At 38.9% G+C, this 25,034-nt stretch carries 25 protein-coding genes; 2 read left to right on the top strand and 23 right to left on the bottom strand.

What is annotated here, in order from left to right; genetic code table 11:
• Window positions 1-31 precede the first annotated feature (31 nt).
• From KTO58_RS05660 to KTO58_RS05580, 17 genes are all read right to left on the bottom strand, one after another.
• The gene (locus KTO58_RS05660) at window positions 32-541 is read right to left on the bottom strand and encodes a hypothetical protein (RefSeq protein ID WP_095840325.1); all 510 of its coding nucleotides are present in this window, start codon (window positions 539-541) and stop codon (window positions 32-34) included.
• A 3-nt stretch (window positions 542-544) separates the two neighbouring features.
• On the bottom strand, window positions 545-1,807 hold the full coding sequence (locus tag KTO58_RS05655) for a Y-family DNA polymerase (protein WP_095841693.1): 1,263 nt from the start codon (window positions 1,805-1,807) through the stop codon (window positions 545-547).
• A 7-nt stretch (window positions 1,808-1,814) separates the two neighbouring features.
• Window positions 1,815-2,204 (bottom strand): LexA family protein, encoded by a 390-nt coding sequence (locus KTO58_RS05650; RefSeq protein WP_157753165.1) that lies wholly within the window; start codon window positions 2,202-2,204, stop codon window positions 1,815-1,817.
• A 542-nt stretch (window positions 2,205-2,746) separates the two neighbouring features.
• The gene (locus KTO58_RS05645; protein ID WP_095840328.1) at window positions 2,747-3,727 is read right to left on the bottom strand and encodes a hypothetical protein; all 981 of its coding nucleotides are present in this window, start codon (window positions 3,725-3,727) and stop codon (window positions 2,747-2,749) included.
• A gap of 1 nt (window position 3,728) precedes the next feature.
• Window positions 3,729-3,878 carry a hypothetical protein gene (locus KTO58_RS05640; protein WP_157753167.1) on the bottom strand — a complete coding sequence of 50 codons (150 nt, stop codon included), beginning with the start codon at window positions 3,876-3,878 and terminating at the stop codon, window positions 3,729-3,731.
• Between the two features lie 24 nt (window positions 3,879-3,902).
• Window positions 3,903-4,745 carry a conjugative transposon protein TraN gene (gene traN / locus KTO58_RS05635; protein ID WP_095840329.1) on the bottom strand — a complete coding sequence of 281 codons (843 nt, stop codon included), beginning with the start codon at window positions 4,743-4,745 and terminating at the stop codon, window positions 3,903-3,905.
• 12 nt (window positions 4,746-4,757) lie between these two features.
• Entirely contained in the window at window positions 4,758-6,059 is a 1,302-nt protein-coding gene (gene traM / locus KTO58_RS05630) for a conjugative transposon protein TraM (RefSeq protein ID WP_095840330.1), read from the bottom strand.
• A 469-nt stretch (window positions 6,060-6,528) separates the two neighbouring features.
• A complete protein-coding gene (gene traK / locus KTO58_RS05625) occupies window positions 6,529-7,146 on the bottom strand; it encodes a conjugative transposon protein TraK (RefSeq protein ID WP_095840332.1) in 618 nt (205 codons plus the stop codon).
• Between the two features lie 66 nt (window positions 7,147-7,212).
• Window positions 7,213-8,499: a conjugative transposon protein TraJ gene (gene traJ / locus KTO58_RS05620; RefSeq protein ID WP_095840333.1), complete on the bottom strand. Its 1,287-nt coding sequence runs from the start codon at window positions 8,497-8,499 to the stop codon at window positions 7,213-7,215.
• 34 nt (window positions 8,500-8,533) lie between these two features.
• Window positions 8,534-9,184: a hypothetical protein gene (locus KTO58_RS05615; protein ID WP_095840334.1), complete on the bottom strand. Its 651-nt coding sequence runs from the start codon at window positions 9,182-9,184 to the stop codon at window positions 8,534-8,536.
• Window positions 9,185-9,194: 10 nt separating this feature from the next.
• On the bottom strand, window positions 9,195-9,803 hold the full coding sequence (locus KTO58_RS05610) for a hypothetical protein (protein ID WP_095840335.1): 609 nt from the start codon (window positions 9,801-9,803) through the stop codon (window positions 9,195-9,197).
• A 6-nt stretch (window positions 9,804-9,809) separates the two neighbouring features.
• Window positions 9,810-10,481, bottom strand: a complete 672-nt coding sequence (locus KTO58_RS05605) for a conjugal transfer protein TraI (RefSeq protein ID WP_225860078.1) — start codon at window positions 10,479-10,481, stop codon at window positions 9,810-9,812.
• 17 nt (window positions 10,482-10,498) lie between these two features.
• Window positions 10,499-12,937: a TraG family conjugative transposon ATPase gene (locus KTO58_RS05600; RefSeq protein WP_095841695.1), complete on the bottom strand. Its 2,439-nt coding sequence runs from the start codon at window positions 12,935-12,937 to the stop codon at window positions 10,499-10,501.
• 36 nt (window positions 12,938-12,973) lie between these two features.
• Window positions 12,974-13,300, bottom strand: coding sequence for a DUF4133 domain-containing protein (locus KTO58_RS05595; protein ID WP_095840336.1), 327 nt, complete (start codon window positions 13,298-13,300; stop codon window positions 12,974-12,976).
• Window positions 13,301-13,310: 10 nt separating this feature from the next.
• A complete protein-coding gene (locus KTO58_RS05590; RefSeq protein WP_369804259.1) occupies window positions 13,311-13,646 on the bottom strand; it encodes a DUF4134 domain-containing protein in 336 nt (111 codons plus the stop codon).
• Window positions 13,647-13,861: 215 nt separating this feature from the next.
• Complete coding sequence (locus tag KTO58_RS05585) at window positions 13,862-14,287, bottom strand: hypothetical protein (RefSeq protein ID WP_095840337.1); 426 nt, start codon at window positions 14,285-14,287, stop codon at window positions 13,862-13,864.
• 318 nt (window positions 14,288-14,605) lie between these two features.
• On the bottom strand, window positions 14,606-15,475 hold the full coding sequence (locus tag KTO58_RS05580; RefSeq protein ID WP_095840338.1) for an RteC domain-containing protein: 870 nt from the start codon (window positions 15,473-15,475) through the stop codon (window positions 14,606-14,608).
• Between the two features lie 274 nt (window positions 15,476-15,749).
• Between KTO58_RS05580 and KTO58_RS05575 the strand changes: the two genes are divergently transcribed.
• On the top strand, window positions 15,750-16,244 hold the full coding sequence (locus KTO58_RS05575; protein WP_157753168.1) for a hypothetical protein: 495 nt from the start codon (window positions 15,750-15,752) through the stop codon (window positions 16,242-16,244).
• Here KTO58_RS05575 and KTO58_RS05570 read toward each other — a convergent pair.
• From KTO58_RS05570 to KTO58_RS05550, 5 genes are read right to left on the bottom strand one after another with little or no spacing between them, the layout of a single operon-like run.
• Window positions 16,178-16,705 (bottom strand): hypothetical protein, encoded by a 528-nt coding sequence (locus KTO58_RS05570; RefSeq protein WP_095840339.1) that lies wholly within the window; start codon window positions 16,703-16,705, stop codon window positions 16,178-16,180. The two genes, KTO58_RS05575 and KTO58_RS05570, sit on opposite strands and share 67 nt — an antisense overlap.
• Window positions 16,706-16,728: 23 nt before the next feature.
• Window positions 16,729-17,589 (bottom strand): HEPN domain-containing protein, encoded by an 861-nt coding sequence (locus KTO58_RS05565; protein WP_095840340.1) that lies wholly within the window; start codon window positions 17,587-17,589, stop codon window positions 16,729-16,731.
• 39 nt (window positions 17,590-17,628) lie between these two features.
• The gene (locus KTO58_RS05560; protein WP_095840341.1) at window positions 17,629-18,201 is read right to left on the bottom strand and encodes a hypothetical protein; all 573 of its coding nucleotides are present in this window, start codon (window positions 18,199-18,201) and stop codon (window positions 17,629-17,631) included.
• A 31-nt stretch (window positions 18,202-18,232) separates the two neighbouring features.
• Window positions 18,233-19,225, bottom strand: coding sequence for a hypothetical protein (locus KTO58_RS05555; RefSeq protein ID WP_095840342.1), 993 nt, complete (start codon window positions 19,223-19,225; stop codon window positions 18,233-18,235).
• 55 nt (window positions 19,226-19,280) lie between these two features.
• Window positions 19,281-20,510 carry a hypothetical protein gene (locus KTO58_RS05550; protein ID WP_225860077.1) on the bottom strand — a complete coding sequence of 410 codons (1,230 nt, stop codon included), beginning with the start codon at window positions 20,508-20,510 and terminating at the stop codon, window positions 19,281-19,283.
• Between the two features lie 130 nt (window positions 20,511-20,640).
• On the opposite strand from KTO58_RS05550, the gene KTO58_RS05545 reads away from it, so the two are divergent.
• Window positions 20,641-20,982: a helix-turn-helix domain-containing protein gene (locus KTO58_RS05545; protein WP_225860076.1), complete on the top strand. Its 342-nt coding sequence runs from the start codon at window positions 20,641-20,643 to the stop codon at window positions 20,980-20,982.
• Window positions 20,983-21,078: 96 nt separating this feature from the next.
• Here the strand turns inward: KTO58_RS05545 and KTO58_RS05540 are convergent, their stop codons facing one another.
• Complete coding sequence (locus tag KTO58_RS05540; protein ID WP_225860075.1) at window positions 21,079-24,999, bottom strand: P-loop NTPase family protein; 3,921 nt, start codon at window positions 24,997-24,999, stop codon at window positions 21,079-21,081.
• Window positions 25,000-25,034 lie beyond the last annotated feature (35 nt).

The raw sequence follows: 25,034 nt of genomic DNA, 5'->3' as shown, positions 1-25,034 counted from the left end.
AATACAACCTATCTATCGTTCATTATCACAATCAGAAACCAATGTATATCCTTTCAATCTCGTATAAAGCAATTTTCATTTCTTCGTTTTGACCGTGCCTAAATTTGAGATATAGTTCTCCGAATTGTAAAGCTAACTCAATTTTTAACGTCTCTCCCCTGTCAAGCTCCCAGCTAGTATTTTTTCTAATATACGATTTAATCTTAGGTGTTAAAGATAATGGCGGCTCCCATTTTTTTGCATTCAGTATTGCTGCATATATTAAATATCCTAGTGGTTGCTGTGCAGCTCTGTTTAAGTTCAATCTATCTTCAGTTTGGGTACAATCATAGAGCTTGCTATAAGAATCATTATAAAGGGCAGACAAATGCGCTTCCGCATCTCTCCTCTCCCGGTAGTGAGTGAAAAGAAATGCGCCCTTTATACTTTGATCCATAGGATCAATTGCACGAGTATACGCCTGTCGAACAAAAAATAAGTACCTATCCTGTAAAATCGCGTCAAGTAATTTAATGGATAATTTAGCGAGCGGATTATGCATAGCTCAAATTTTAATAGTTAAAATATCACTTATACGTGTTGTGTAACATGGAGATAGTTTTAATTGACGTAATTTCCATTTACTTCCATACCCTTGTGAAGCGATTTTTAAAACATCCTTTCCGCCAAATATTCTATTAATCTCATCCATTGTCTTCATTACACGATTATCCTTTTCAAAATGTGGATTATCAAATAATGAATATTGAACTTGATCGTCGGGTTTCAAATCTAGCAATGTTACACCGACTTTCTTAAACTTGTATCCGTCACGCCATATTCGTGAAAGGGCATTCCCGGCAGCCTTCAGTAGCTGAGTTGTATTATTCGTAGCCACAGGCAACTCCATATTAATGCTTCTAAAATATTGAGGATCGTTCGATCTAAAATTATTGGTCTGAAGGAAAACAGCCAATTCTTTGGCACAACTACGTTGAGACCTTAATTTTCGCGCAGCGATGGCTACATAATTTGAGAGCGCCTCACCAACATCCTTTTGATTGCTTAATAGTTGGCCAAAACTTCTTGAAACACAAATATTCTTTTTATTCGGTATAATATATTCCATCTCAAAAGCAGGAATACCGTTCAATTCTTTCCACATCCGGTGTCCCACAACCGTTAATTCTCTTAAAATCCAATTCTCTGAAGCTTTTGACACATCATAGGCTGTTTTCAATCCATTTTTGAGTAGTAACGCGGTATATCTTTTTCCGATTCCCCAAATTTCATGAACTTCTGTGGCGCGAAGTATTTCGTCGATTGATTCCGGTGTATTTACCACATGGCAACCTATCCCTTTCTTTGTTTTTTTTGCAAAACGATTTGCCATTTTTGCCAAGGTTTTACTAGGAGCAATGCCGACACTAACAGGGATTCCGACATTTTTTCTAATGTATTCCCTTATCTGAATTCCAAAATCAAAATAATCAACATCCGAGTTATCCAACATAAGAAATGCTTCATCAATTGAATAAATCTCAATCTCAGGAGTGAATTTTCCCAACGCACGCATAACCCGATCCGACAAGCTGCCATACAATGTGTAATTGCTACTAAAAATGGCAACATTATTTGCCTCCAACATTTCTTCCATCAAAAATACTGGAGCTCCCATTTCAATTCCCAATAGTTTCGCCTCGTCACTTCGTGCGATTACACAACCATCATTATTACTTAAAACAACTACTGGCCGTCCTTTGAGTTGTGGTTGAAACAATTTCTCGCACGAAGCATAAAAATTGTTGCAATCTACTAGAGCTATCATAAATTGATCATTTAGGATCAAGTATCATCTTTACCACCACTCCCCAAATCTCAAATTCATCATCTTCCTTTAAAGCATATGGCGGGTACGTCTTATGTTCCGCATAAAGCAGAATACCGTTGGGTGTATTTATTAATCTCTTCACAATAAAACCTCCATTTAATATACCGACAATTATATCTCTGCTTCGGGGTACAATACTGCGATCGATTACCAGCATCGTTCCATTTGGACAATTCGCATCTTCCATACTATCCCCCTCAACCTTTGCGAGATAAACCGAGGGAGAATCTAAACATAATAGTTTGGCTAAATTTATTTCCTCCTCCCGATAGTCTTGAGCCGGAGATGGGAAACCAGCAGATACAGGAATAGTTATTTTTGATATTTTAAGCATCGCGCTATTATATACACACACGTGCGCATTAGTCCCCCTCATGACAGTTAATATTTTTAGCAAATCTATACTAATTTATTTAGCATTAAAATACTATTAACATTAAATTTCATATTACACACGTTATAACTAATTGTTTATCTATTCTTATGTATACAATATTAAATACATTATTTATAATATTTGTTAACGATTCTCATTAGTAGTTTGTAAATAAAAGGGAGCGACTTATTCTCGCTCCCTTCATCCCTTTTTTCCGATAGGCCGTAACGTCACTTCACTTGCCTCGTGACGTATATATGACGGCTTCATTTTTATATAGCCCCACTCCTTTAAATCCTTCATACAGTAATAATAGATTCTCTGTGATCTTATCTTAGCTTGTTCTCGCAATTGACTTGAAAAAACCTTCACTGGATTTTTACAGTCCTGGCGATAAAAGAAATATAAAATTGCAAGCATTAGGCTTATATGTTTTGGGCCAAGCTTCGGATCTTCATAAACCATATCCAAAAAGTCGGAAACATAATTTTCCAATGTCATCATCCCATTCCGTGTTTTTGCTTTTTCTCATTTTGGAGGCTTTCCCCATTTTTCTGCCGTTCGGCTATTTTCTCCGTTTGCGTTACACTCTCCTGTGGCTTCTCGGCTAGCATGTTGGTCTGTTTATTGCCAACTGGTGTGCGTTGCAACTGTTCTTGCTGTAGTTGCTTTAATTTCTGGCCTAAATCCTCGCTAATAAACCCTTTTGCTATCTGCTGGTCCAATGGAATTAGCTTTTTATCCAAGCCAAAAAGAATCAAACTACCGGCTCGGATACCTGGCGTCACATACAATTCTTCATGCTGACCATCTCTGTTCAAGAACTTTTCCTTTTGTAGATTTCCCCTTTCCAGTGATTCCTTTAAGGCATTTTTATACACAACCGAATACTCATCAATGACCTTTCCCAAATTATACCCATAGGATTTATCAAACCGTTCGCTCGCATAATTGCCATTCTCTAGCTTTTCCTTCGGCTTGATTCGTTCCCAGGCGTCAGTTTTTGCATGATGAACGGGTCGCCCCTGTAAGAAGTTGTAAGCCATCTTATAGGTAAAGTTTTCCTTCGCTTTCTCACCAATATTGTTGTCTTTTTTATAATTCAAATAAAAGGTCTGAGTACGAATATCAGCACTACCTTCTTTCTGTGCAGACATGGTGTATTTATTGAGGAAATAATCACCACTTGCCGCCGACTTTCGCAAATGAAAAATTGTATCACTCTTGCCGTCCTCATACTCTTTTTTGTAAGAATGTTCAATAACCGCAGGCCCATTGTTCATCTTATTTACCAGATCAGCATCGAAAGCCTCCTTCATACCGATAAGCATAAAATGCTTTTGCGTTATATTAACATCACTTCCCTCCATAAATTTTTTTTTTACTGGTGAAATACCCATGTCGAAAATTGGCTTTCTACCAATTATTTTATTCCGATTAGTTTTTTCAACGGTCATCAGGATAATCTTTAATGTACGCATGTTAAATTAAAGGTTCCTGCGCTTTCAATTTATCCACCCAATCCTCAGTGAATCCACCTTCTGTTCCAATATTGACTAACTGATTCTTCACAAATTCTAACCGTCTTTCTAAATCAGCATCTCTCTTTTCTATAAAACCAGATTGAACCATCAGAAAAGCTATTTCAATCAACCCTCAAAAACTCAAATTGCGGGCCTTCAGCAGAACTTTGTACTTAATCTTCAGCAACAGCGTTCTTCCACCACTCCTTTCACCAACCTGAATTATCAGATTTTGATTTTTGGGTATAGTAAAAGAAGGAAAAGCCAGAACAATACTTCCTGAACTATCACCGTTCACAGCATCTTGGTTTGTAGAATAGACAGGGGACAATACCTTCTCCTGGATAGCCGTTTTTCTCGCCTTCTTACGATCCTTCACTATGAACTTTATGTAATCCGGCGAGTAAATGATAGATGAGTTATTGCGGATACTTAGTTTAAAAAACATCGTATTTCCACGCATATAAATACTTTGAAGCGATAGAACAACCATTTGTTCTGTTATATGCTTACGCAGAAATCCCCGGTTATCTTTTACCTCCGAACACGCCAAATCGTAAAACTCTTTATTATGTTCCATCCCCTTTATCAAAACATTCTGATTCTCTTCCCCAAGTTTATAGAAGCGAAGATTTAACACGGAAGGCTCTATAGCATATCTCAATAAGAAGGAATACAGCCTGCCGTCTTCTGTAATTACCGACAAATTCGTTTGCAAGAAATCGGCTACCGCAGCCTTAACTTGCAAAACATTCTCGGCTCCTTTTGCTTTTTGAACCATCACAGCGCCACTTCCACGATCCACGCTTTTAATCGCGTAAGGAAAAATTAAATTGCTTGTTTGATTGAGACTTACCCACAGAAAATAAGGGTCAATTTTTCGTACTGTCAATTCGGTATCCCCGTTGACAGTCTGACCAAAAGCAGCGGTAAAAAGAATACACCACATAATAACTGTAACACAAAACCTTTTCATACTCTTTTTTTACTATCGATTTTTAATATTGTTATCAACCAGCAGAACATCGTATCCAGAACGGATATTAACCTTAACGACCTTCAGCTTACGACCGACTAACGACTTCGCGGCCTGGATACCGGCACTGGCTGCCTGCGCACCAATAGAAGGGTCCAAAGAGCCAATACTAAGGCTCTGAATGGCCTGGTCAGTACTATGCTTTACAATCTCTGTCTCCGTACTCGCGTTAACGTCAACTCCTGCTATTCCATCAATGTCAAATACGGTCAGGTTAACCGGCAAAATATTGTTACCGGATTGTATAGAACTTACGGTGATAGCAAACCGTCCCTCTCCTAATCGCCCTTTTCCCCATACATAAGCGTTTCGCGGCACGAGAACACCAGCAACATAGATGTCTTCCAGCAATCGCATTTTCACTTTTGCCCCGTCAGTAACTTCCTTACTTTCCGCAATTACTGCACGTATTGTATTCTGCTTAACTTCTGGCTGTTGATCTTCCAGCGAATAGAAATGATTTATACTTCCATACCGCGCCATTCTCAGTGAATCCAGAAAGGAGCGTCCACTCTCTTTATCTGGTTCCATAATTGACAGAACATCTTCGTTACCTGAAGTCCTAACAGAAAAAACCTGGCTCCTATTCGTCTCAGACATTTCCTGTATCCGATCCCTTACTCGATCAGGATGCTGAATGTCCAAAATCTTTTCAAGCACGGTCGAAATTTGCTCCATCTGTTTATCTGGTTTATCATCGGTCATTTCCTTCATCATCGCCTCCAATCGATCCACACCCTGTAAATCCACTTTATCCCGTGATCCTACTACCGGCACCTGGACCGGGTACTCCTTTGTTTGGTTACGGTTCAATTCCCCGGTAATGGCAGCAATCTTCCGATAAACCTTTTCTTCATTCTCATCACGCGAGTAATGATCATTCTGCTTCATTCCATTGATACCGAACTTCCCCCCGGAGGTATCTGCGTTGAAAATATTCTCATAGACTGAAGGCGCTTTATAATAAGGGTCTTTTTCCTTCAGGGAACGCATCTTTGCAGAATCCCGATCAGCGTTTTCATAGTACATCAACTTATTCCAACTGCTGTCAGCCGATTTTTTGGCATTTGGTAAGTCAGTATTTATGCCATGTGCAGGTACTTCCGTAATCAGCTTCTTGGCATTTCCGCTGACAATACCAAAGGATGACAGCAAAATCGTCAAAAAAGGAACAAAGAGGACAGGTAGTACCATAAAAAATTGTTCTTGCTTCCGTAGCTTCACATCAGCTACGCCTTCTTCATTTTCTTTCATATACACCAATTTTTAATTATTTATTCAACCTCTCCAACTGTGTAAGGCTATCGATCAACCCCGGCCTTACAGCTAGGATACTATCATATGTATTCCTTCCCACTTTATCCGCTTTTAGGCTATCGAGGTAATGTCGAAACCATTTAATCCTGTCAGTCAAATACACGGGCTTAACTTCATTCTCAAAAACCAGCCGAGGCGCAGTTTGGTGCGTAGGATTAACTGTGACAGTACCCATAGTGCTTCCTGCATTTATTAAAACAATAGTCGTTACTGAGACGTAACAAAGAACAAAGATCACTAGTAGCACTTTTATACTAAATGGCGACCAGTTTTTAACCTTAGCATTTAGAAAATCTGCGTATTTTCTCTGCACCTTTTCAACCTTACGAGAACTACGTTCAAAAATTGCATCTACTACAGAAAACCGCCGGGTACTACGTTTGAAAATTCTCCACATAAAAAAGATTTAACGTTCTACTGTATTCAAATCTTTGTTCTCCAAAGTACTCCATCTCTCAACCAGAAATCCATGTGGGTTGTTATCACTCCGACTGACGTTCCTAACATATCCTTCAGTAATGAGGCTACGAGTTAATATACTGGTTGCGCGGACCAATCGTTGGTGAGCATAGCATTTGAAATAATACGGGTATTGATCTATATTTATAGCTACACTATCGACTTCTATTTTTTGCGAAATATTGCCGGAAATAATGTTGTTGTAGTATCCACTCTCCTTTAAATTCTCGTAAAGCCGCTTTGCTGAAGCATCTGCCATATACAATGCCTTTCCGATGTTCTTTTTAATTACCGTCTCATCCGGGTCCAGGGTAAAAAGATAAAAATGAAACATCTTTACATGATCACGAATCTCTACTGGAATATTCTCTTTCTTCTCACTGGCAAATGCTTCTATAGCCTTTCCGTTTGCCAAAACATAAATCCTTCCTTGTGTTTTAGCCGCCAACAACATCGATTTATAAACGGTAAATGCAACCAGGCAAAACGATAATACCACGATCACCAAAGTGAACAACCGCACATGCGCAAACGCACCCTGAATACTTTTCATTTTTTTAAACATACACTTTCACTTTTCAATCAACACATTGTTTCAATTCATAGCAGCAACAACATATCGATTATCGAATCAGCTATCGTCCCCCTTCAGCTTATTAGCCAAATTTCCGTAAGCTCGCCCTGCATCAGCAGCAATTCCCTTCCCCGTACTGCCTGCGTCATACCCCTCCTTAATTTGGTCAGGAGCATTATATAAGTTTCGGAGACCCGCTTCCACACTATTGTTATCTGCAAACATGATATGCCCAAAACCATCCGCAGCAGCGCCAGCAGCAGCACCTGCCATACCAAGTGCAGCACCGGCGGCACCAGTAGCAGCACCAGCAGCCCCTCCTAACGCTTGGGTCATTTTACCGGTTAGAGCATCGCCCCCTACAAACATCACATGATTTGCAATACTTGGAATAGTAGTGTACCCGTATATACCGATGATCAGAAACACCATATACCCCAAATCTGTCCGAGTAAAAAAAGTATCACCTGTAGAACCAATCTGCGAAAGATCTATTTTCAGCATTTCGACCTGAATGGTAGCCATAACCGCCCCAAATATTTGTGCGATAGGAAGCCACAAATAAACATTGATATATCGGGCCAACCAATGTTTCAGGGTATGTTGAAAGCCATCGAAAACAGACAACCCAAAAGCTAAAGGCCCCAAAATTGCGAGTATAACCAAGTTAAATGTTCTCATTGTGTTAATACACAGTGAAACGGCAGCAAACAACAACTGTAATATCTCAGCTATAACCTCCTTTATCGAATTACGAAAGTCATAACTAGCTTTCGCAAAAGCAAACCTCATATCGGTTCCAATACGGGCAAAAAAACCTTCATCGTCACTTGATTGTCCGTCATGACTGTACTTATACCATCTTTCCCTGTCACCGATACCTAATTCTCCCACGTACATCTGCCAAACATCAGTTTTTTTAATTGCCGCTTCCTTCTGCTTTAATAATGCAGCAACAGTTTCTTCAGCACCATCCACCATTTTTGCTGTACCGGAAACAGTAGGTTTCATAACTCCATCAATAATTCCGAGTACCGAGGGAAAGATAAGAATAGCAAATCCAATTAAGAACGGTCTAAAAAGAGGGTAAAAATCAATTGATTCCGCCCTAGACAAGTGCCCCCAAACACGCACGGAAATGTACCACAAAGCCGCAAACCCAGCTATCCCCCTCCCCACACCAATTAACTGGCCACACAATGGCATCAACTTCTTATATAGTCCTTCCAAAACCAGATGCAAACTCTTTACCTCATCGGCTACTCCACCTGATTGGGCATAAGCCAAACAAGGAACGCTAAACAGCAATGCACACGCCATTAAGGATTTTATACACTTATTCATACGTCACGCTTTGTAAAATTCAAAAAAATGTGTCCTATCTCAATCCTTCAATTGCCGTCATTCTATCAACCTCCCTCTGTTCCTTCATGCGCTGCAATGCCAAGACCGAATTGGAATTATTGAACTGCCTAAGAAAAACCAGCTTATCCTGTATTTCCATGTATATTCTATCTATGGCATTCAACCTCTCTTCATCTGACATGCGCAGACTACTGGATGTTATAACAGTAATCAAATCGTCCAAATTTTGCAGCGAAGCATTAAACAGGCGGCTATATACCCTCCCCATATAATCGATTTCCGACACAGTGAAACTACCTGAAGACTTAGCGTACTGAAATGCCTTCTTATACTCCTTTACAATGGCCACTTGTTCATCAATAATATCTGCAATACGGCTATATTTTTTTATGGCAGGGTTCACCTCCAGCAATCCATCCAAGAACAGTTTATGCAGTTGAAAATTCCCCTGACTAATGTTCTTTATGGTATTATAGCCACCAGATAGAATTTCATATCCCTTTTTTAAATCTGACAAAATTTGCTTAAACTGGCTCAACTTTTCGACGTTTAAAGCCAATTGCGCGATCTCCTTCGCTTGTGCATCTACTCTGTACGGAGCCAAAAGGAGAACTACAAGTAATCCGCAGGAGAACAACCAACAACACAATACACCACTTTTCATATGCACAACTTTAGTTATTTACTTTCTTCATGACTTGCACATCATGTAACTCCTTCTGCCGCTGCAAAACTTGCACCTTAGTTGATGAACAGAAATTCCGAGTAAACAGATAACAATCTTCCATATCAATATAAACTCCGTCAATTCGCTTTATACGCTCATCATCACTCAACTCCATCTTTCCTGCCGTCACCAGGGGAATAAGATCATCAAGTAGTCTGACGCATTTATCCAGCATCCGCATTTTAACCCCATCAACATATCGCAATTCTGCGGCAGCAAACAAATTACTTCCTCTGACGTTCCCGACAACATCCTTGAAGTCGTTGGATACATCTATGCCCATTCTAACTATCTCAGCAATCCTGGAATAATTGCGAATCTTAGGGTTAATGGATTCTAACGAAAGAAAAAAATCCTTGTCTAGCTTAAAGTGACCATTCTTAATACCACCGATAAAATTCAGACCTTTACGTGCTGTATTGTAGCCCTTATGTAGCAACTCAATGTATACCTTATTGGCTGCGATCTGCTGCACATACAACTTGATCTGGTTATTCTGAGAAAAAGCAGCGAAAGAAAAGCACAACAGCACACCTAAACAAACAATCAGTCTCATAGCACATTATTTTATTCCATACATTGACTTAATCTGCGCAACGTCTTTCTGGTCTTTCGCACGTTGCAAAACCAGCTTCTTATTCTGATTATTGAAAGACCGCAAATCGTTCAGGTTAATATCAATTTCATCAGCAACTCTATTCAATATCTCTATTCTTTTACCGTCTGTCATCTTTGTACTGAAAGAATTGATAACAAGAAAAAGATTGTCAATATTCTTCAAACTCTCATCAACTATTCCGCTATAAACCCTTGCCATATAATCTATTTCCTGCGGTGTAAAATGTTTATCGTTCTTGAACAAAGTAAAGGCAGCCTTATATTCGTCAACAATTGCTATCTGTTTACCTATAACCTCTTTCACACGCTTATAGCTGCTAATCGCCTGCTTTACCTTATTCAGCTCATTAAAATATTCTTCGTATTGTTCCTTATGCTTTTTTGTCCAATCCGAAATTTCATCCAACTTCAGTTTAGTAAGCACATTTTCAACTTGCTTCTGAGCGTTCTGTAACCAAATCGTCTTATTTTGCAAACGCTGAACCGCAAGGTCTGCCGCTTTAATCGCGGCAATCAACGCTTGCCTCACAACCTCCCAAATGATCGCGTGACTTTTTTGTGTCGGTGCGATCACTAAACAAAAGCAAAGCGCCAACCCCACAAACATCTTATTCATACCCTCTATTTTTATTGTTATTTTCTTTTGTTGTCCAAAACCATTTGTTCAATAGCCTTCTCCATACTTCCAAACTTTTGTGCGTATTCCAAAACCTTTACACGTTCTTTGCCTTCGGTGGTGAAAGCGAAATATTCATGGGGGCATAGATCATTCTTATATACTTTAGCAACCTGCCCACCGATTTCCATAAAAATTTCACGATTGTCTTTATTTACACTTAACAGAATGGACTTCGACTTCTCCGATAACCCCAGTGCTGACTGCAAGTGATCGAACTTGTTCATGAACTTCCGCATATCCATCAGAATCTTCACATCCGCATTGGCTATGATTGCATCTTTAATAATGGGACTTGAAATTAAATCGTCCAATTCTTGCGTAATCACGATCGGCACTCCATTAAACTTGCGGAACGTTTTGAATCCATATTTCGTAAACTCCGCCATAGAAGGTTTTGCTATGGCCTTCCATGCCTCATCGATCACGAAAACTTTTCTTACTCCTGCTAGCTTACGCACCTTGGAAATGAACAATTCCATACAGATCAATACTACGACACTAAAGAGAACGGGATGATCCTTAATGTTGTCCATTTCTATTACCGTAAACCTTTGGTTTAGCAGATCCTGCTTACCTTCTGCGTTCAGTAAATAGTCAAACTCACCACCACGAAAAAATGGGCGCAGTACATACAAGAAGTTATCTATATCAAAGTCTCGATCTTTTAGGCGGTGCAGTTTTAATTCATGAACGAAGTAGTCCTGTAGATATGTATAGAAGGTATTGAAAGAAGGAAACACACCAGTATTCTCACCAAGAAACTTATAATAGCCGGTGAGGGCATTAGACAAAGCAACATACTCCGAACGGTTAAAAGATTCGCTTTCCTGTTTCCATAGAGCCACCAGTAGTGATTTCAGGGCTTCTTTCTTTTCAGTATCCAATAGTTGACCATCAGGAAGGTAGAACGGATTAAAGCGAATGGGGTTTTGTTCCGTGTAAGTAAAGTAATAACCACCCAAGAGATCGCACAGTCCACGATAGCTTCCACCAATATCCAAGATCACACAGTGCGCGCCTTGCTCATACATGGAATTAAGCATATGGTTAACGGTCATACTCTTACCACCGCCCGACGTACCACACACGAGCGTACCCATATTTGAGCTGATCCCCTTCATGCGTGGCGCCGTGTATGGATCGACGAATACAGGCTTACCCGTCAAACGGTCACAGAAACGAATACCCTCCTGGGGAGGGTCTGACTGGTAGTTACTTTCGAGATTTAAAAAACAACAAGCCTGCTCGGCGAATGTATCGAAGGTGTCATTTTGCGGAAAAGCGGCGGCGTTACCAGGAATACCACTCCAAAATATTTGGGCCGCGCCAATAGTTTCCTGTTTAGCAACAGCATCCATCTGCGCCAATGCCGAAGTAACCAGGTTACGAATATCTTTGACTTCATCTGCTGATTCTGACCAGGCCAGGACATTGAAATGTGCTTTCACGGGAAGCCTTTGTTGTGCAATAGCCTCATTCAGAAATTGATTTACCGCCTCCCGACTAATTGCATTCTCCCGGCTATATGCAGCAAGTGATTGCAAACGCAGTCGTTTACTCTCAAACTTCTTTAAAGTTTGCTGTGCATCATCAACGATAATAAATTGATTGTAAATATGGTTACAGGGCAGCAATAAACCTAAGTGCGTGGCAAATCCAATTGAAAACTTTGTTCGGTCAGTACTATATTTATCGAAGTTAATCCGAGCGCCACAGGCAGATGGCAAGCTATCATTACCAGACAAAGTAAACAATTGGCAGTGTTTATTACCCACTTTTAGATGATCACGCAACTCAATATCCTGTATCATCAATTCATCTTCCTTCTCCAGAAGGAAAAGGTATTTTTCAACCAAACCAGCCCGTCGATCCTGGCTGATCAATTCATCGTTATTTAACCGTTGCAGAAAAATCCCAACATCAGACAATACTTTACGAAACTGCCCTGCCACATCTTCAAATTCATGTAATGCCGTTTCGCTTAAAGTTTGCTCTGGTACAATATTGGGCCTGATAAGATTGGACAATAAAGAGGTAGCCACTTTTCTAGCTGCTGCTCTTTTCGTCAGCATAATGTAACATATATGATCCAGGAATGGCCTATTATTAAAATAGGCCTGACTTCTCTTTTTTAGAAAGCTATCCGACTCCAGCACTTCCGCCGTGTACCTCTTCTTTACAAACCAATCCTGCTTATGGAAAACCGTATTCTTAGGCAGCAATTTAATGGCCTTTATTAACCCCTGATGCCAACCTTCAAAATCGTCCGCGTGACCCGTAAATATTTCCGGCAGCTCAACCCGATATGCAATTGTAATGTCGCCTTGCTTGCTTAAAATGCAGTTATGTTCTATATCTGCAATCGGGAATATATTCTTTAACCACTTTTCCATCATCACAATTCTTTAAATGATGTAAACCTACATCTATCAATTACTACCGGTGTATCCCTTAAAGATGTGCCGGTCATTGCACTTCACTACCTTTGGAATACCTCTACTGGCAATCTTTTTCATCATCCCATGTTCGCCATATTTATTACTTAACTTGTAAACTTTCATAAACAGGAAGAAGGTCAATGCGCCGATTAGTATTATGCAGAGGTATGAATTAACACCAACTAGATAAAGTATGGCAAATAGTAATAAAGCAATCACCAACCCTCCCCCCAAGTACCATATATACTGAGCCTTCAAACCTTTAAACTCTATTGCATTGTTCACGCCTTTGTTGATTTTATAAACACTATTTGCCATACTAATCCGCTTATAAGCCAAAAAAAGAACGTAGCACAGTTGCCACGACAACCAAAAAAACACAACTACCAAACCACGCAGCGGCAACAGATCCCGTATCTGGTTGCCCATTTGACCATTTTTGGTAGACACGTACCGCCCCTATAAGACCGAGGATAGCGCCAACGGCGTACATCAAATCGCAACCAACATCAAAGTAGGAGCGAACCCTATCATTTGCTTCCTGGATACCTTTTACACCATCCTGCGCATATACATAGACGGTAAGAAATAATAAAACCACTGTCAGGACAGCGGCTTGTAGCGGTCGCCGTGTTAAGCGACTAATCAACATCTTCATTTTCATACGCACCTCGTTTTTATTATTATTAAAAAATGTACGGATACAAAAAGGCCCTGCACGTTACCTGAGCCGATAGCACAATCCATTCAACACTTTCAGGTAACAGCAGGGCCATATACACCACCACCACAATTTCTTAAAAAGAAACACCCCGTACCGATCCCTACGCACTTGGTTTTCCTGCTCACCGGTACTGTCGGGTGTTTCTTATGCAGCATCTACTCCCACAAAGCACTCAATTCATCTGCACTAAATTTCATGCTGCACTTATCCTCAACGATTAATTCGATTAAGTTTGCAAGCCCATTTTGATAGATACTACCCTTGGTTCCAGGATATTTACTTAGTAACCTTCTCAGGCGATCGGTCAGCACCTCCTTTTGCAATTGCTCTTTTGCTGCCTGGCTAACCAATGCCTGCAACTCATCCACCAGCGAATGAATCGGTGCCATAGATGCCGCATTTTGCCCTTCCGCATTTCCCCCACCTCTAAATAGAACGTTATCAACCGCTTTCTTTTCTACAACTTTCTTTTTACGTTTCAATAATTCTCCTGCTTTTGTACGAAAGAAGAGTACTACAACCACGTAGTAGATCACCAGCGCCAAGCAAAGCCAAGAAAGATAAGTAGTCCACGAAATCATAATTGCTTTGTTTTGTTTACAACACAAATATGACGCACTTCCAAGCGTGTTTTTCACACTATGATCCGAAGTAGGAAAAATATTTTTTAAGAAGTACAACGTAGCACTTAAAACAGGTGTGCAGGCGGATGTTCATGTATAGAGAGCATACGCACGGCTACATCGATCCACAACTTTTTTAAACGAAGGAAAGTATGTAGCGACAGGAAAAATGCGGCAATAGATATCTTGTATATAGATATCCCCATCTGTCGTTGACAGAAAAAAATCCCACTTTGGTCAGAAGTGGGATTTTTTAATAGTGTGCCACAAGTACTGTTACTGTTTAGGGTTTTCATCCCAATAATCCATTCTATTTTCCAGCCGATCAATTAGTTGATTTAAAAAGGAGACACGATCCTTTTTTCTCAAACGTATTTCCTGAAACGTTCTATAAAAGTTGCCTAAATCAATATTAAAAGCCTGAGATAAATCGGCGGCAATATCTTTGACATCAGCATTTCCGTCATTTAGAACACCCGCGCTATACAATGCGTAAATCAGTTCTGTGAGAGCGGTTTTTGAACCAGTCCAACGTAATCCCTTAACCGACTGATTTTGCAGAAACCCTAACGTTGGCTGACCGGTTCCAAGCATAGACAATTGCCTATAAAGATATTCACAATAGCTCTCGTACGCGATAAATTCGGAGATAGTACTATCGTGTAGCGTCTGAAAGGAGGCATCTACAATCATATAAGAATCTACAGCAAATAGCATATCCCCGGTTCGTCTCAGGAAATAAACTTTATCCAATATAGTTTGGCCGGATTTATAATAAGAATATAGGTCGGCATGTCGCTTATAATGCTTTTGCACCTTTTTGACCTCCCGCTTAAAATACTTCTCTGCATTAATCTTATCTACCAGGACCGGCCTTTTCACCTCCAGATCATACACCTTCCGAAAGAAAATTAGTTTACTCATAAACGACGGCTTCACTTCCTTAAAAAAAGCTATTTCACTATCTTCATCGGTAAACCCATTGCCAATAACATGTTTCCTTAAACGCTCCAAAGCTAACTTTACCGTATCTATTCCACGACGTGCATACTCAATAATACTCCGTTCTTCTTTTTCCAACCGTTCTAGCTCAACTACCATTTCGCTATGGAGCGATACATACATCGAATATCGCTGCTTCTGCATAGGGAATAGTTTAATAAACGTAAGATTACTACCCTATTCCCGCAAATGCTATGCAAAAGATCCTATGTACCTACAGCAAAAAGGAAATAAAAAATGTCAAATCGGCAATTTTTTCACCGCTACTTAGCTGACACCAATTTTACTAATTTCGCATATAGCCAGAATCTTCAGACAAACTAACTCCGTAAACAACTAAAACAATACATCTCCCATACAAGTTGCTACAAGCATAGTTTTTGTATACAGCTACTACTACATCCTAAATAACCCGCACATGCAAACAAATAACAACGATATCCCCGACAACATAATATATTGGAAAGGGAGCAGGGAGGAATTTATTGAATTCGTAATGATAGTTGCCGATTATAGCATCTGTACCACCAGCAACGTAACAATAACAAGCGCAACAAGATTTTTGGAATTATGCGATGAGCTTGGGAGCGAACTTGCCAGGCTATTTAAAGTGGATATCTCCCCCCATGCTACCTTTAAATTAATGCGCGAGCATACCAAGATAGATTATTGTTTCACCAAAAGTGTTATTCAAATGATGAAAAGGCCAAAAGAAGATGAGCATTTTTTGCAAATGCTTGAGGACCGAGGCATAATGCCATCCATCGAATATATTTCGGAAGGATTGTTGAAATGGGGCCACGCAGAAAAGATTGCCACTCTCTTATGGCTTTATATACAGAGAGGTTACTCATATACCATACTTACAAAGGCATTTATTGCCATAAAAAAAAATACAGTAGAATGTCTGTAATAGCTATCGTATTGTCTTAAATTAATTACCGCATCTAACATGTCCATAATCTCAGCTAGTGCATATTCATACCTATATTTTTCAGCAAACCACTTTAAAACATGCCCTGGTTTTTGTTGCTCCGCCTTAGATAAACTATCGCATCGGTTTTTTTCTCTCCACTTTTTTATATATCTCAATGTCATCACTTCTATTCTTTTATCCTCATGTCTACTGAGTATATAAAAACCTTCCATAAGTTTTTCGATATCCTTACAAAATGCCATTAAGGAGCTTCGCTCCTCAGCGGAGGCATATAGATCAATTTCATTTACTAAACATGCATATTTCCAATAATCCAGGTGCAATTTCAATTCTTTAAGATCAAAATAGTCAAAAATGAGTTCCAGTTTCACCTCTCTAGTACCAGATAATTGGAGGCAGAGCGAGTGCCGTTTTAACTTAGAAATGGCTTCTTCCATATCAGTTATTAAAAGGTAAATAATTAACTTTCGTTATTCTCTAATTCTTCAACCTTTATCGTCTTAAGCAATAAATCTAAAGCCAGTTGGGCCTTTCCTTTTAACTTAGTTGCAATCTCTATCGTTAGATTAAATTTATGTCTATACCTTGCCCCATAATAGGAGTGCTGTAAATAACCTAATAACTTCTTACTATCTCCCTCCCCTATAGGAAAAATACTCGACCACTGATGATCAAGCAACACTACGCATCTAAACATTTTATCAATATTATGTGTTTCGTTAGCAATGCCGAATCCTCTTAATATCAACACTCTAAATATTTGCTCCAAACACTGATGTATCATGAGTGTCGCCAACTCGGGCTCCTTCCGAGAGATGTACATATCAGCAGCAGCCAGAAACTCCTTTGCGCGATGAACCGATTTACTAATATCCTTCTGCAACACTGGCAAAGGATGTTTATTCTCAGTATTTAGATCGTGAAGGTGGATATTACCACTGTCATAAAAAATTTCATTTGCTTGATGAGCCAAGGTAACAAGCAAATTTCCTTCACTATACATCCGCAGAAATTTAGCTAACACCACAACGATGATCGTCACCTGACAAATCGATGCACAACGAGCTTCCAGCATATCCTCCCAGTCACTCATTCTCCTTCCTAAACCATCTTTAACAACAACAAGTAGATAATAATCTGCCAGATATACGGGACTAGCTGATAAATTATCAAAAATCGATTCTGTCTGTTTATTATATAATGAAGCACCTATCAGATAAATCCGTTCAGGTGTAACCGACTCTTTTATAATAGCAACGATTTCTTTCTTTACACTCTGAACCAAATCAAAGTGATTATCTAATATATTCAAGGATGGCATTATCTTCTATATTTAACGATTTAAAAAAAGATGAAACTATTACAGTCGTTCCTTACTTATACGAATCTTTGTAGCTTTTAAAATAGCTGCCATTCTTACATTCATTTTTTTTAAATTACTTTGCACTACCAAATATATAGCCTCATTCTGCGCCTTTGTTAAAATAGACGGGGTAGACTGCATTTGATGATATTTGGGGACTTTCCATTTAAATTGCTCAATTACCTCACACCTAATATTTAATAACATAAACTCAACGGTGTTTTGCAATTCACTTATCAAGTTCTTATTTCTGCTTTTCGGGTCATTTTTATATCGCTTCTTTTGGGGTCGTTCCTTCTTAGGGCTACTCATCAGCTTTCTGTGTGTATAGGAGAATACAGGATGATCCATTGCAATACTATCGCCTACGACCTCCCCGCCTGCTTTATCGTTATGCTCCTGTATACCAGTGCAGGGGGACCCATTTATCGACTTATCCGGGATTGCCCTTATTCCGAGTAATTTCCAATTACCAGGTTTTGCAGGAACAGTTGAATTATTTATCAAAGGATTAATTATCTTACCCATTTCAGCAAAACTTCTTTTTTGCTCGTTATGTGGCGTATTCATCTTTTATATTTTTAAAGTAGATCAATCATTATTACAGTGGCTTCTTAGATGCTGCCAAGCACATCCCCACCAGTTCCGCTATCTTTAAATTGAAATCCTGGAGATTTACTTCGATTATAGTGCCTACCATTTCTATTACAGCATTGGAAAAAACATTGTAAGGCTGCTGCTTCCTATAGTAGGTGTTATTACTCCACTGGCATTGCTCCATTACGTCGTTTTTTTGTTTACATGCCATGCCTTCAAAAGCCTTATGAATAGAATATAATACATTTGGAGCATTCGCTACCGAGACGCCTGGTTGTACCTTATGGTATTGTGCCCTGTATTTTCGCACCTGGGCATTGTATTCAGGCAAAAAAAGAGAGATAGGGTGGCCTGGCCTACAGAGGTGAATAAGCGAAACTGCATTTTGATTGAGATCCACTAACTGTTCCTCTGCAATGGTGGCGATCATTTCTTTCTCGGCATTTGAAAATTTAGTTCCCGGATGTAGCTTCCTGTAATAGGTAGGTAACGACCAGTTACATTCCAAAATTACTTTGTCTCTAAATCTAATTACGATATGCTCCGATAGCTTATGTAAAACATCAATGATATTGGGTGAGTCACCTTTCGGTATATTCACCGAATCGTTTGCAACCTTAAATTGATTCAGATATTTTTTTATCTCCTTCTCATATTCGGTCGCAACGGAAACTATCGTACCAGCAGGCGAATTACTGCGATCAACATTGGCATTCTTTTTTTTAACCTTCTGCTTCGCTACCACTGCTTGTTTCCGCTCATTTTTTTGCGTTGCATCCGCAGTGAATGGCCGTTCTGACTTCAGAAAGGAGGCATTAGATAATGGGAGGCTATCTATTAGTGGATCGTTCTTTTGCCGAATACCCAAAGACTTCCAATTCCCAGGTTTACTAGGTTGGCCCATTTTAGTCCTTTTCCGTCTGCCTGGTTTGCCCTGCTCTTCTCTCCTCCCCTCACCAGCGTCGCCCATTCCTTCAAAATAATTGGTACTTTCCATGTTTAAAAAATTGTATCAACACTTGTTGATTGATTAAAATAATTAGAGCTGATCACTACACTATCTTATACTTTTCCGACAGCGGCTTTAGTATTGCTGCATTAAACGCTTGTTCATGTTCTTTATAAAAAGAAATATGTCCTGCTTTATTTATCCATTGTACTATGGCAGCATCCTGATATGAATCAAACAGGTAGAGCGTACCCTCGCTTAATAAAAAAAAAGGGTAATGTATATTGAAACGACTAAGAATTCTCTCTTTCACTTTGATACCTAGCGAAAGCTGGTATCTCTGTTTTATATAGGACAATTTAAAAAACACAATAGGCTTGTCTAACGAAATAGCCACTTTGGTGGCATTGCCTTTAGATGGCTTGCTCTTAACCGCTCTAACGCCCCTATAAGAGTATATATAAACAAATACTTCATTTTGAATCAGGGGAAAAATCTTTTTCCAATTGTTGAAAACATATAGCATCTTAATACTCCAATTAAAGCTACTGTCCTGCTGGTTGTCGGCTGCAATCTCATCTGATTGTACCATTATCTGCACACCCATTTTTACTATTTCTAGCTGATTGCTGTTAATGGACCTTTCAATCCTTTTATCCAACTCCGGCATAAACTTTAGCCAGGAAAGTATTCGCTCATTGGTTTTGTTCATTAACCCTGAAGCCGGGATAATAAAGGGTGGTTGTCTACCAGCATAGGGCAGCATAATCACGAAGCCTAAAGCGGCCTGCTTTTCTACGCGCTTCTTTACAGGTGGGAGCCTCAGGGCTAATATTGCCTGTAATGGCGTAGGGGAAGTAACAGGATCGAAAGGATACAGACTCAATACTTCTTTCTTTTTTACAATAGCAATTCCTTTAGCCCCCTCTTTCTTTTCAAAATCAGCCTGGTATTTAAAAGCGAGGTCAAATAACCCATTAGGTAACAATTGTGCGAAATAATCATTCCCGTTAGCCGTCGTAATCGCCTCCACAGTTTTGCAGATATGGATGCAAACCCCTTTTAAGGTAGCCCTACAACTACAGGAAATAATTAACTCCCTATCGTGTACCGTAAATTTTAATACATACACGCCCGTAAAAAAAATGCTTTTAAGTACTAGCTGGAGGTTGCGATAATCAACAAATTTGATCGATGGTGGCTTAAACTCACTGACTAACTGCGGCTGCGTGCAATGATTTAGAAGTTGGGCGGTAGATATGGTATTATCATTTAAAAAAGGTACTGATACAAAACTACTTACAACATTGGGAAGACTGCTATTGTTAACCATGATCGGATTTTTAAGCAAAAAACGGTGTTCTCAAAATGAAGTAGGAATTTTTAGGTATGTATTTTACCAGGACCACAATGACTTTTACAGAATCAAAAAACAATTTAAACTTGTAATGTTTTATTCGCGTATGAAAAACTTAACAATACATGAAGGGGAAAATCTTAGAAAACTAAGGTTAATTATGGGGTTTAAGCAGCGTGATATAGCCCATCTGCTCGGTGAGGACTGGAATCAACAAAAAGTGTCTTACCTGGAAAGCAGCGAGAAAATAGCTATCTGTACCTTAAAGCACATTGCCATTGTATTAAAGATTCCCGTCTGGTTTCTTCAAATGCCACCGTACGTATTTAATAATTACATCTTTAAAATACAAAGGCAGGATAATTCCTGCCCAGTAATTTATATCATTAAGATTGTAGAACTATATGAAAGATTATTGGTAAGTATGAGGGAACAGTATAGTGTGTAAACAATAATAAGGTCGCTGAATAATTCGTGCATTACCTCATCGGCTATCTTAGCGACAATACCCACTTTAGCACATACTTAGTTATTAGGCTTCTACTCATATTATACCATCAATTTCTTTATCTTTCTCATATTGTATTTGTTTTTCAAGATAGTCGATACTGACCTGCGCCCACTCCCTTACCGTAGGAATAGGGTGATTCAACAACTTTTCATATAGCAGTTTATCCGATTCCAATTTATCTGCAATGGGCCCTGTCCATGAATAGGTTCCGATCTTTGCATCAATACTACTAAGAACCTTAAAGTTCATACCAAAGGTATCAATAAAATCCTTCGCATATGGATGCCAGTCAATTTCATGATCTCTTCCGTTATTAAAGACAGGGAGTAATTCTGCAATCCACAGCACCGCAGCAGCCTCCTGATTATCTTTACACCATTCAAAAATCTGTTCAAATTTTGCCGGATTACCTTTAAAAAGTAATCCTTCTGAAGTTCGTAAGGCATCATGATGGGAGCCCACTAAGTCCTTTAAATGCCAGACTGCAAGGCCAAAACGATTGACATCCTGAAATATACCAATGAGTGTTTCCCATAAAATAGGAAAATACTCATCCTGGAGCACATCTAAAAACTTATAAATGGTATTATCGATTAAATAATAGTTTTCCGATTTGGAAATCTGTTCCACAATTAGGCCCATCGTAAACTTCGCCAATTGTTGGTCCTCGGTTCCTTTTAAAAGTTTGACGACAGCAGATCCATAATAAGCAACATCCATCGAATGGTTTAAATGCTGAAAAAATAGGGAGGAGTTTTCAACAATTAATTCTTTAATAAAAGAAGAATAAATATCCCACACATCTTGTTTATCATGGCTCCAAGTAATAAGAATCATGAGCGAGATCACTTTTCCTATGTCATCAATTTGATTAAGCCTCGTCAATAAATCCTTTACTTGCTCTGATGACAGATGCCGTAGCCCCCATCCATAATAAAAAACAGCAAATAATTTAGTGGAAAAATATTTATCCTCCGTCAGTCCAATTAACAGCTTAAAATCAGCAAAATCCAGCTCTTTATTTCTTGCTATTGAAAAAATTATCTCCTTTAGATGATCGTCGCTTATCAATAGTTGGAATTGCTCATTGAATTGTTCCTGAGTCCGCAGGTTGGCAATGATGCCAATAAACACTGAATAATTTAGCGTAGTAGTATCGGCATTTCTCATTTGCTGTCGAATATCTTCTAACAATTTATTCAATTGCTCACCTGATCCATTTTTTGCTAACGCCATACCAAAATTGTATCCCTCCAGTATATTCCCAGTAATTAAATGCGGAATGTTTTCACTCCATTCATTGGGAATACTGAGAAAATACTTACTCAGCAAGTCAATTTTACCATTTAATGCAATCCCCCTCTCATCCTGTATTTTATCAGGATAATATTCTTCGTAACCCGGCTGCCTTACCAACATTTCAAGTTGATCGGCAAATCCATCAGGTTGCAAATCATTATCCAATATATTTTTTAACTTTTTAAGAACTTCACCTTGAAATACTCTTTCAGAGTGAATAATAAAATTAATTTTCTTACGTATCTCCATCCGATCTATAACCTCGTTGGAAATAACTAATTCGATCGCTGGTAAGATTAATTCTCCTACTCCGACAGTGCAAAAAGCATAAAAATGCTCTATAAGAATATCTGCGGCAATAGCCTCAAATTCTTCTCCTTTTTGTACGTATTGAATCAATACATTAATGCAATTCCACCAATAGTCTTTTATTTCGTCTCTTGATGGCTGATAATCCTGAAGCGTTTTAGCATCTCCCTGGTCTTCAGCACCTCCCATCCGATGAAATTGATCAACTTTCATTGCGCTACTAATAGCTTTAAAAGCTAATCTTTCATGGGCCGCATCTCTTCGAAGACAGTATTGAATAATAGTAAAACGTTCGCGCAAATCAACTGCTGTACCTGGTAAGTGAATATGAAATAACTGAAGAAACTGATTGGTGGCATTATTGGCAAGATTTTCATTTTCTCCCGTTGCAAATGCTGCCAACACTCGCACACCTGCGCGGAATGTTTCTGGTCGAAAGCATAGGTTCTCCAATGCCCAAACCAAATTCCTTCTACCTTCCTTTATTTGAACCAATTCATCAATTGAACAATTTGCAAACGCAGTATATAATGCTTCCGCACAAGCGACAGGATTCACATAAACGAAAGAGCGGAAGAGACGTGAACCCACTGTAGTATTTAATACTTCCGCATACTTAAAAAAACAATCACATAAATTCTTAACGATTATTTGAGCATGATCAACATGTTTTAAGTACCTAAACTGCAAACAAAAACTTTCAATCAAGTTACCCTTAGTTAAATGAGGCAAAATCCGTTGGAATTTTGACAGGGTACAGTTTCGCCACCAACCCTCTGCCAAACGGACTGCCAATGGAGAGGGGCGCAATACATAAGTCCTACCTTTTCGTTCAAGTAACTGTTGCTTACTAAGCGAAAGGCAAATTTCCTTGAACCTCATTTTCTTCAGTTCTTCCACATCTTCAGGATTCACATTTCTAAAATCGAAGTCACAAAGGTCTTCCTGGAGAGCAATGATATCAGCTTGTTCTTCTAGGTCATCATAAAATCCAATAGCATTAAACAAAGAACAGGCTGTTATAACAGCTCTTACCTCCGGGTCTTCATATTTTTGTCCTAGTAGCCTTTGTACAATATGAGCAGATTTTAAGCTACCAGGCTGAAATTTACCTCTATTCTCATTGTCTAACATCAACCTAGCAACGAGAGGAAGTCCACTTGAAAAGTCAACAACTACTTCCTTTTCAGTATTCTCCAAATCAGGAAAGTTTCTATCTAAAATTAATCTCACCGTCCCTTTATTTTCTGTACTTTCCAGAACAATCAATCTAGTTTTATTTTCATCATCAAAATCCTGAGATCGTTCTTCTGGATTACTACTTACTGTAATTAACTTAAGTCGGCTGTTAGGATGAGTGACTAACTTAGCTAAGTCTTCATGTTGGTTTTGGGTACAATTATCGACGATTATAATTTTATCTTCATTCTCATGTAATAATCTTTTAACCGTACCAGCATATTGTTTATCGTCTTGCTCCTTTGTGTCCACATACAGTATCTTACCGGTTAGATCACCAATTTGATCAACTATCTGCTCTTTAAAACATTCAAATAGTAAGCGGGTTTTCCCAATCCCAGGTAAGCCACAAAAACGAAATACCGTTCTCGGGTTTTTCATCTCACCACGAAGCGAGGCAAACACCCCTTTTATATAATCTGTAGTTTCAAATTTAAATGAATTTTTAAGTGACTCCTCCCAGGTTCTCCAAGTTTCAAAAGGACGGAATCGATCTTTTTGACGTTCATGCTCCGTCTTATAAATTAATGTGATGATCTCTCTTAACTCATCAACAAGTTTCCTTTGTACTTCATTTTTCTTTTCAGCAGTAGTGTTGGCATCATAAGTATATCTCAAGGGAAACCGCCGTTGAACCAAATCAAATGGAAGTTTCGAAGGAGGCCCATATGCTTCATTTAAGACAGTTATAATTCTTTCTGCCGTCAGGCCGTTTCCTGCTGCAAACCCTGTTTCCCATAATACATTGCTAGCAGGATTCCCTTCATTTTTTTCTCGTATCACTGGGGATGGTTTGGGCTTTCTTAAAATACGATCTAGTAAAGATTGTTTAGGTGGGGGCTGTACAACAATCACGGGTTCTGTAAAAGTTAAATCCGCTAAAAAAATATCACAGAACTTTATCTTATCCTCTATTGAAGTGGGGATATTGGGTATTCCTGTAAGTTTATCTGTATCACGATCTATAATAAATTTTTGTAAATCATCTTCAATCTTGAGTTTTCTCTTAGCTTCTTTTACGGCTAGTTCAAGACATTTTTTAATAAAAATATAATTATAATCGTCGGCAGTTTTCGTCTGCCAGGAGTAAAATACGGTAAAGGGCATAATACAGATATTTCGGGGAGCTAATGATTAAATAT

It is taken from the genome of Chitinophaga pendula (assembly GCF_020386615.1).
Taxonomy (GTDB): domain Bacteria; phylum Bacteroidota; class Bacteroidia; order Chitinophagales; family Chitinophagaceae; genus Chitinophaga; species Chitinophaga pendula.
This window is presented reverse-complemented; position numbering and strand designations above follow the sequence as displayed.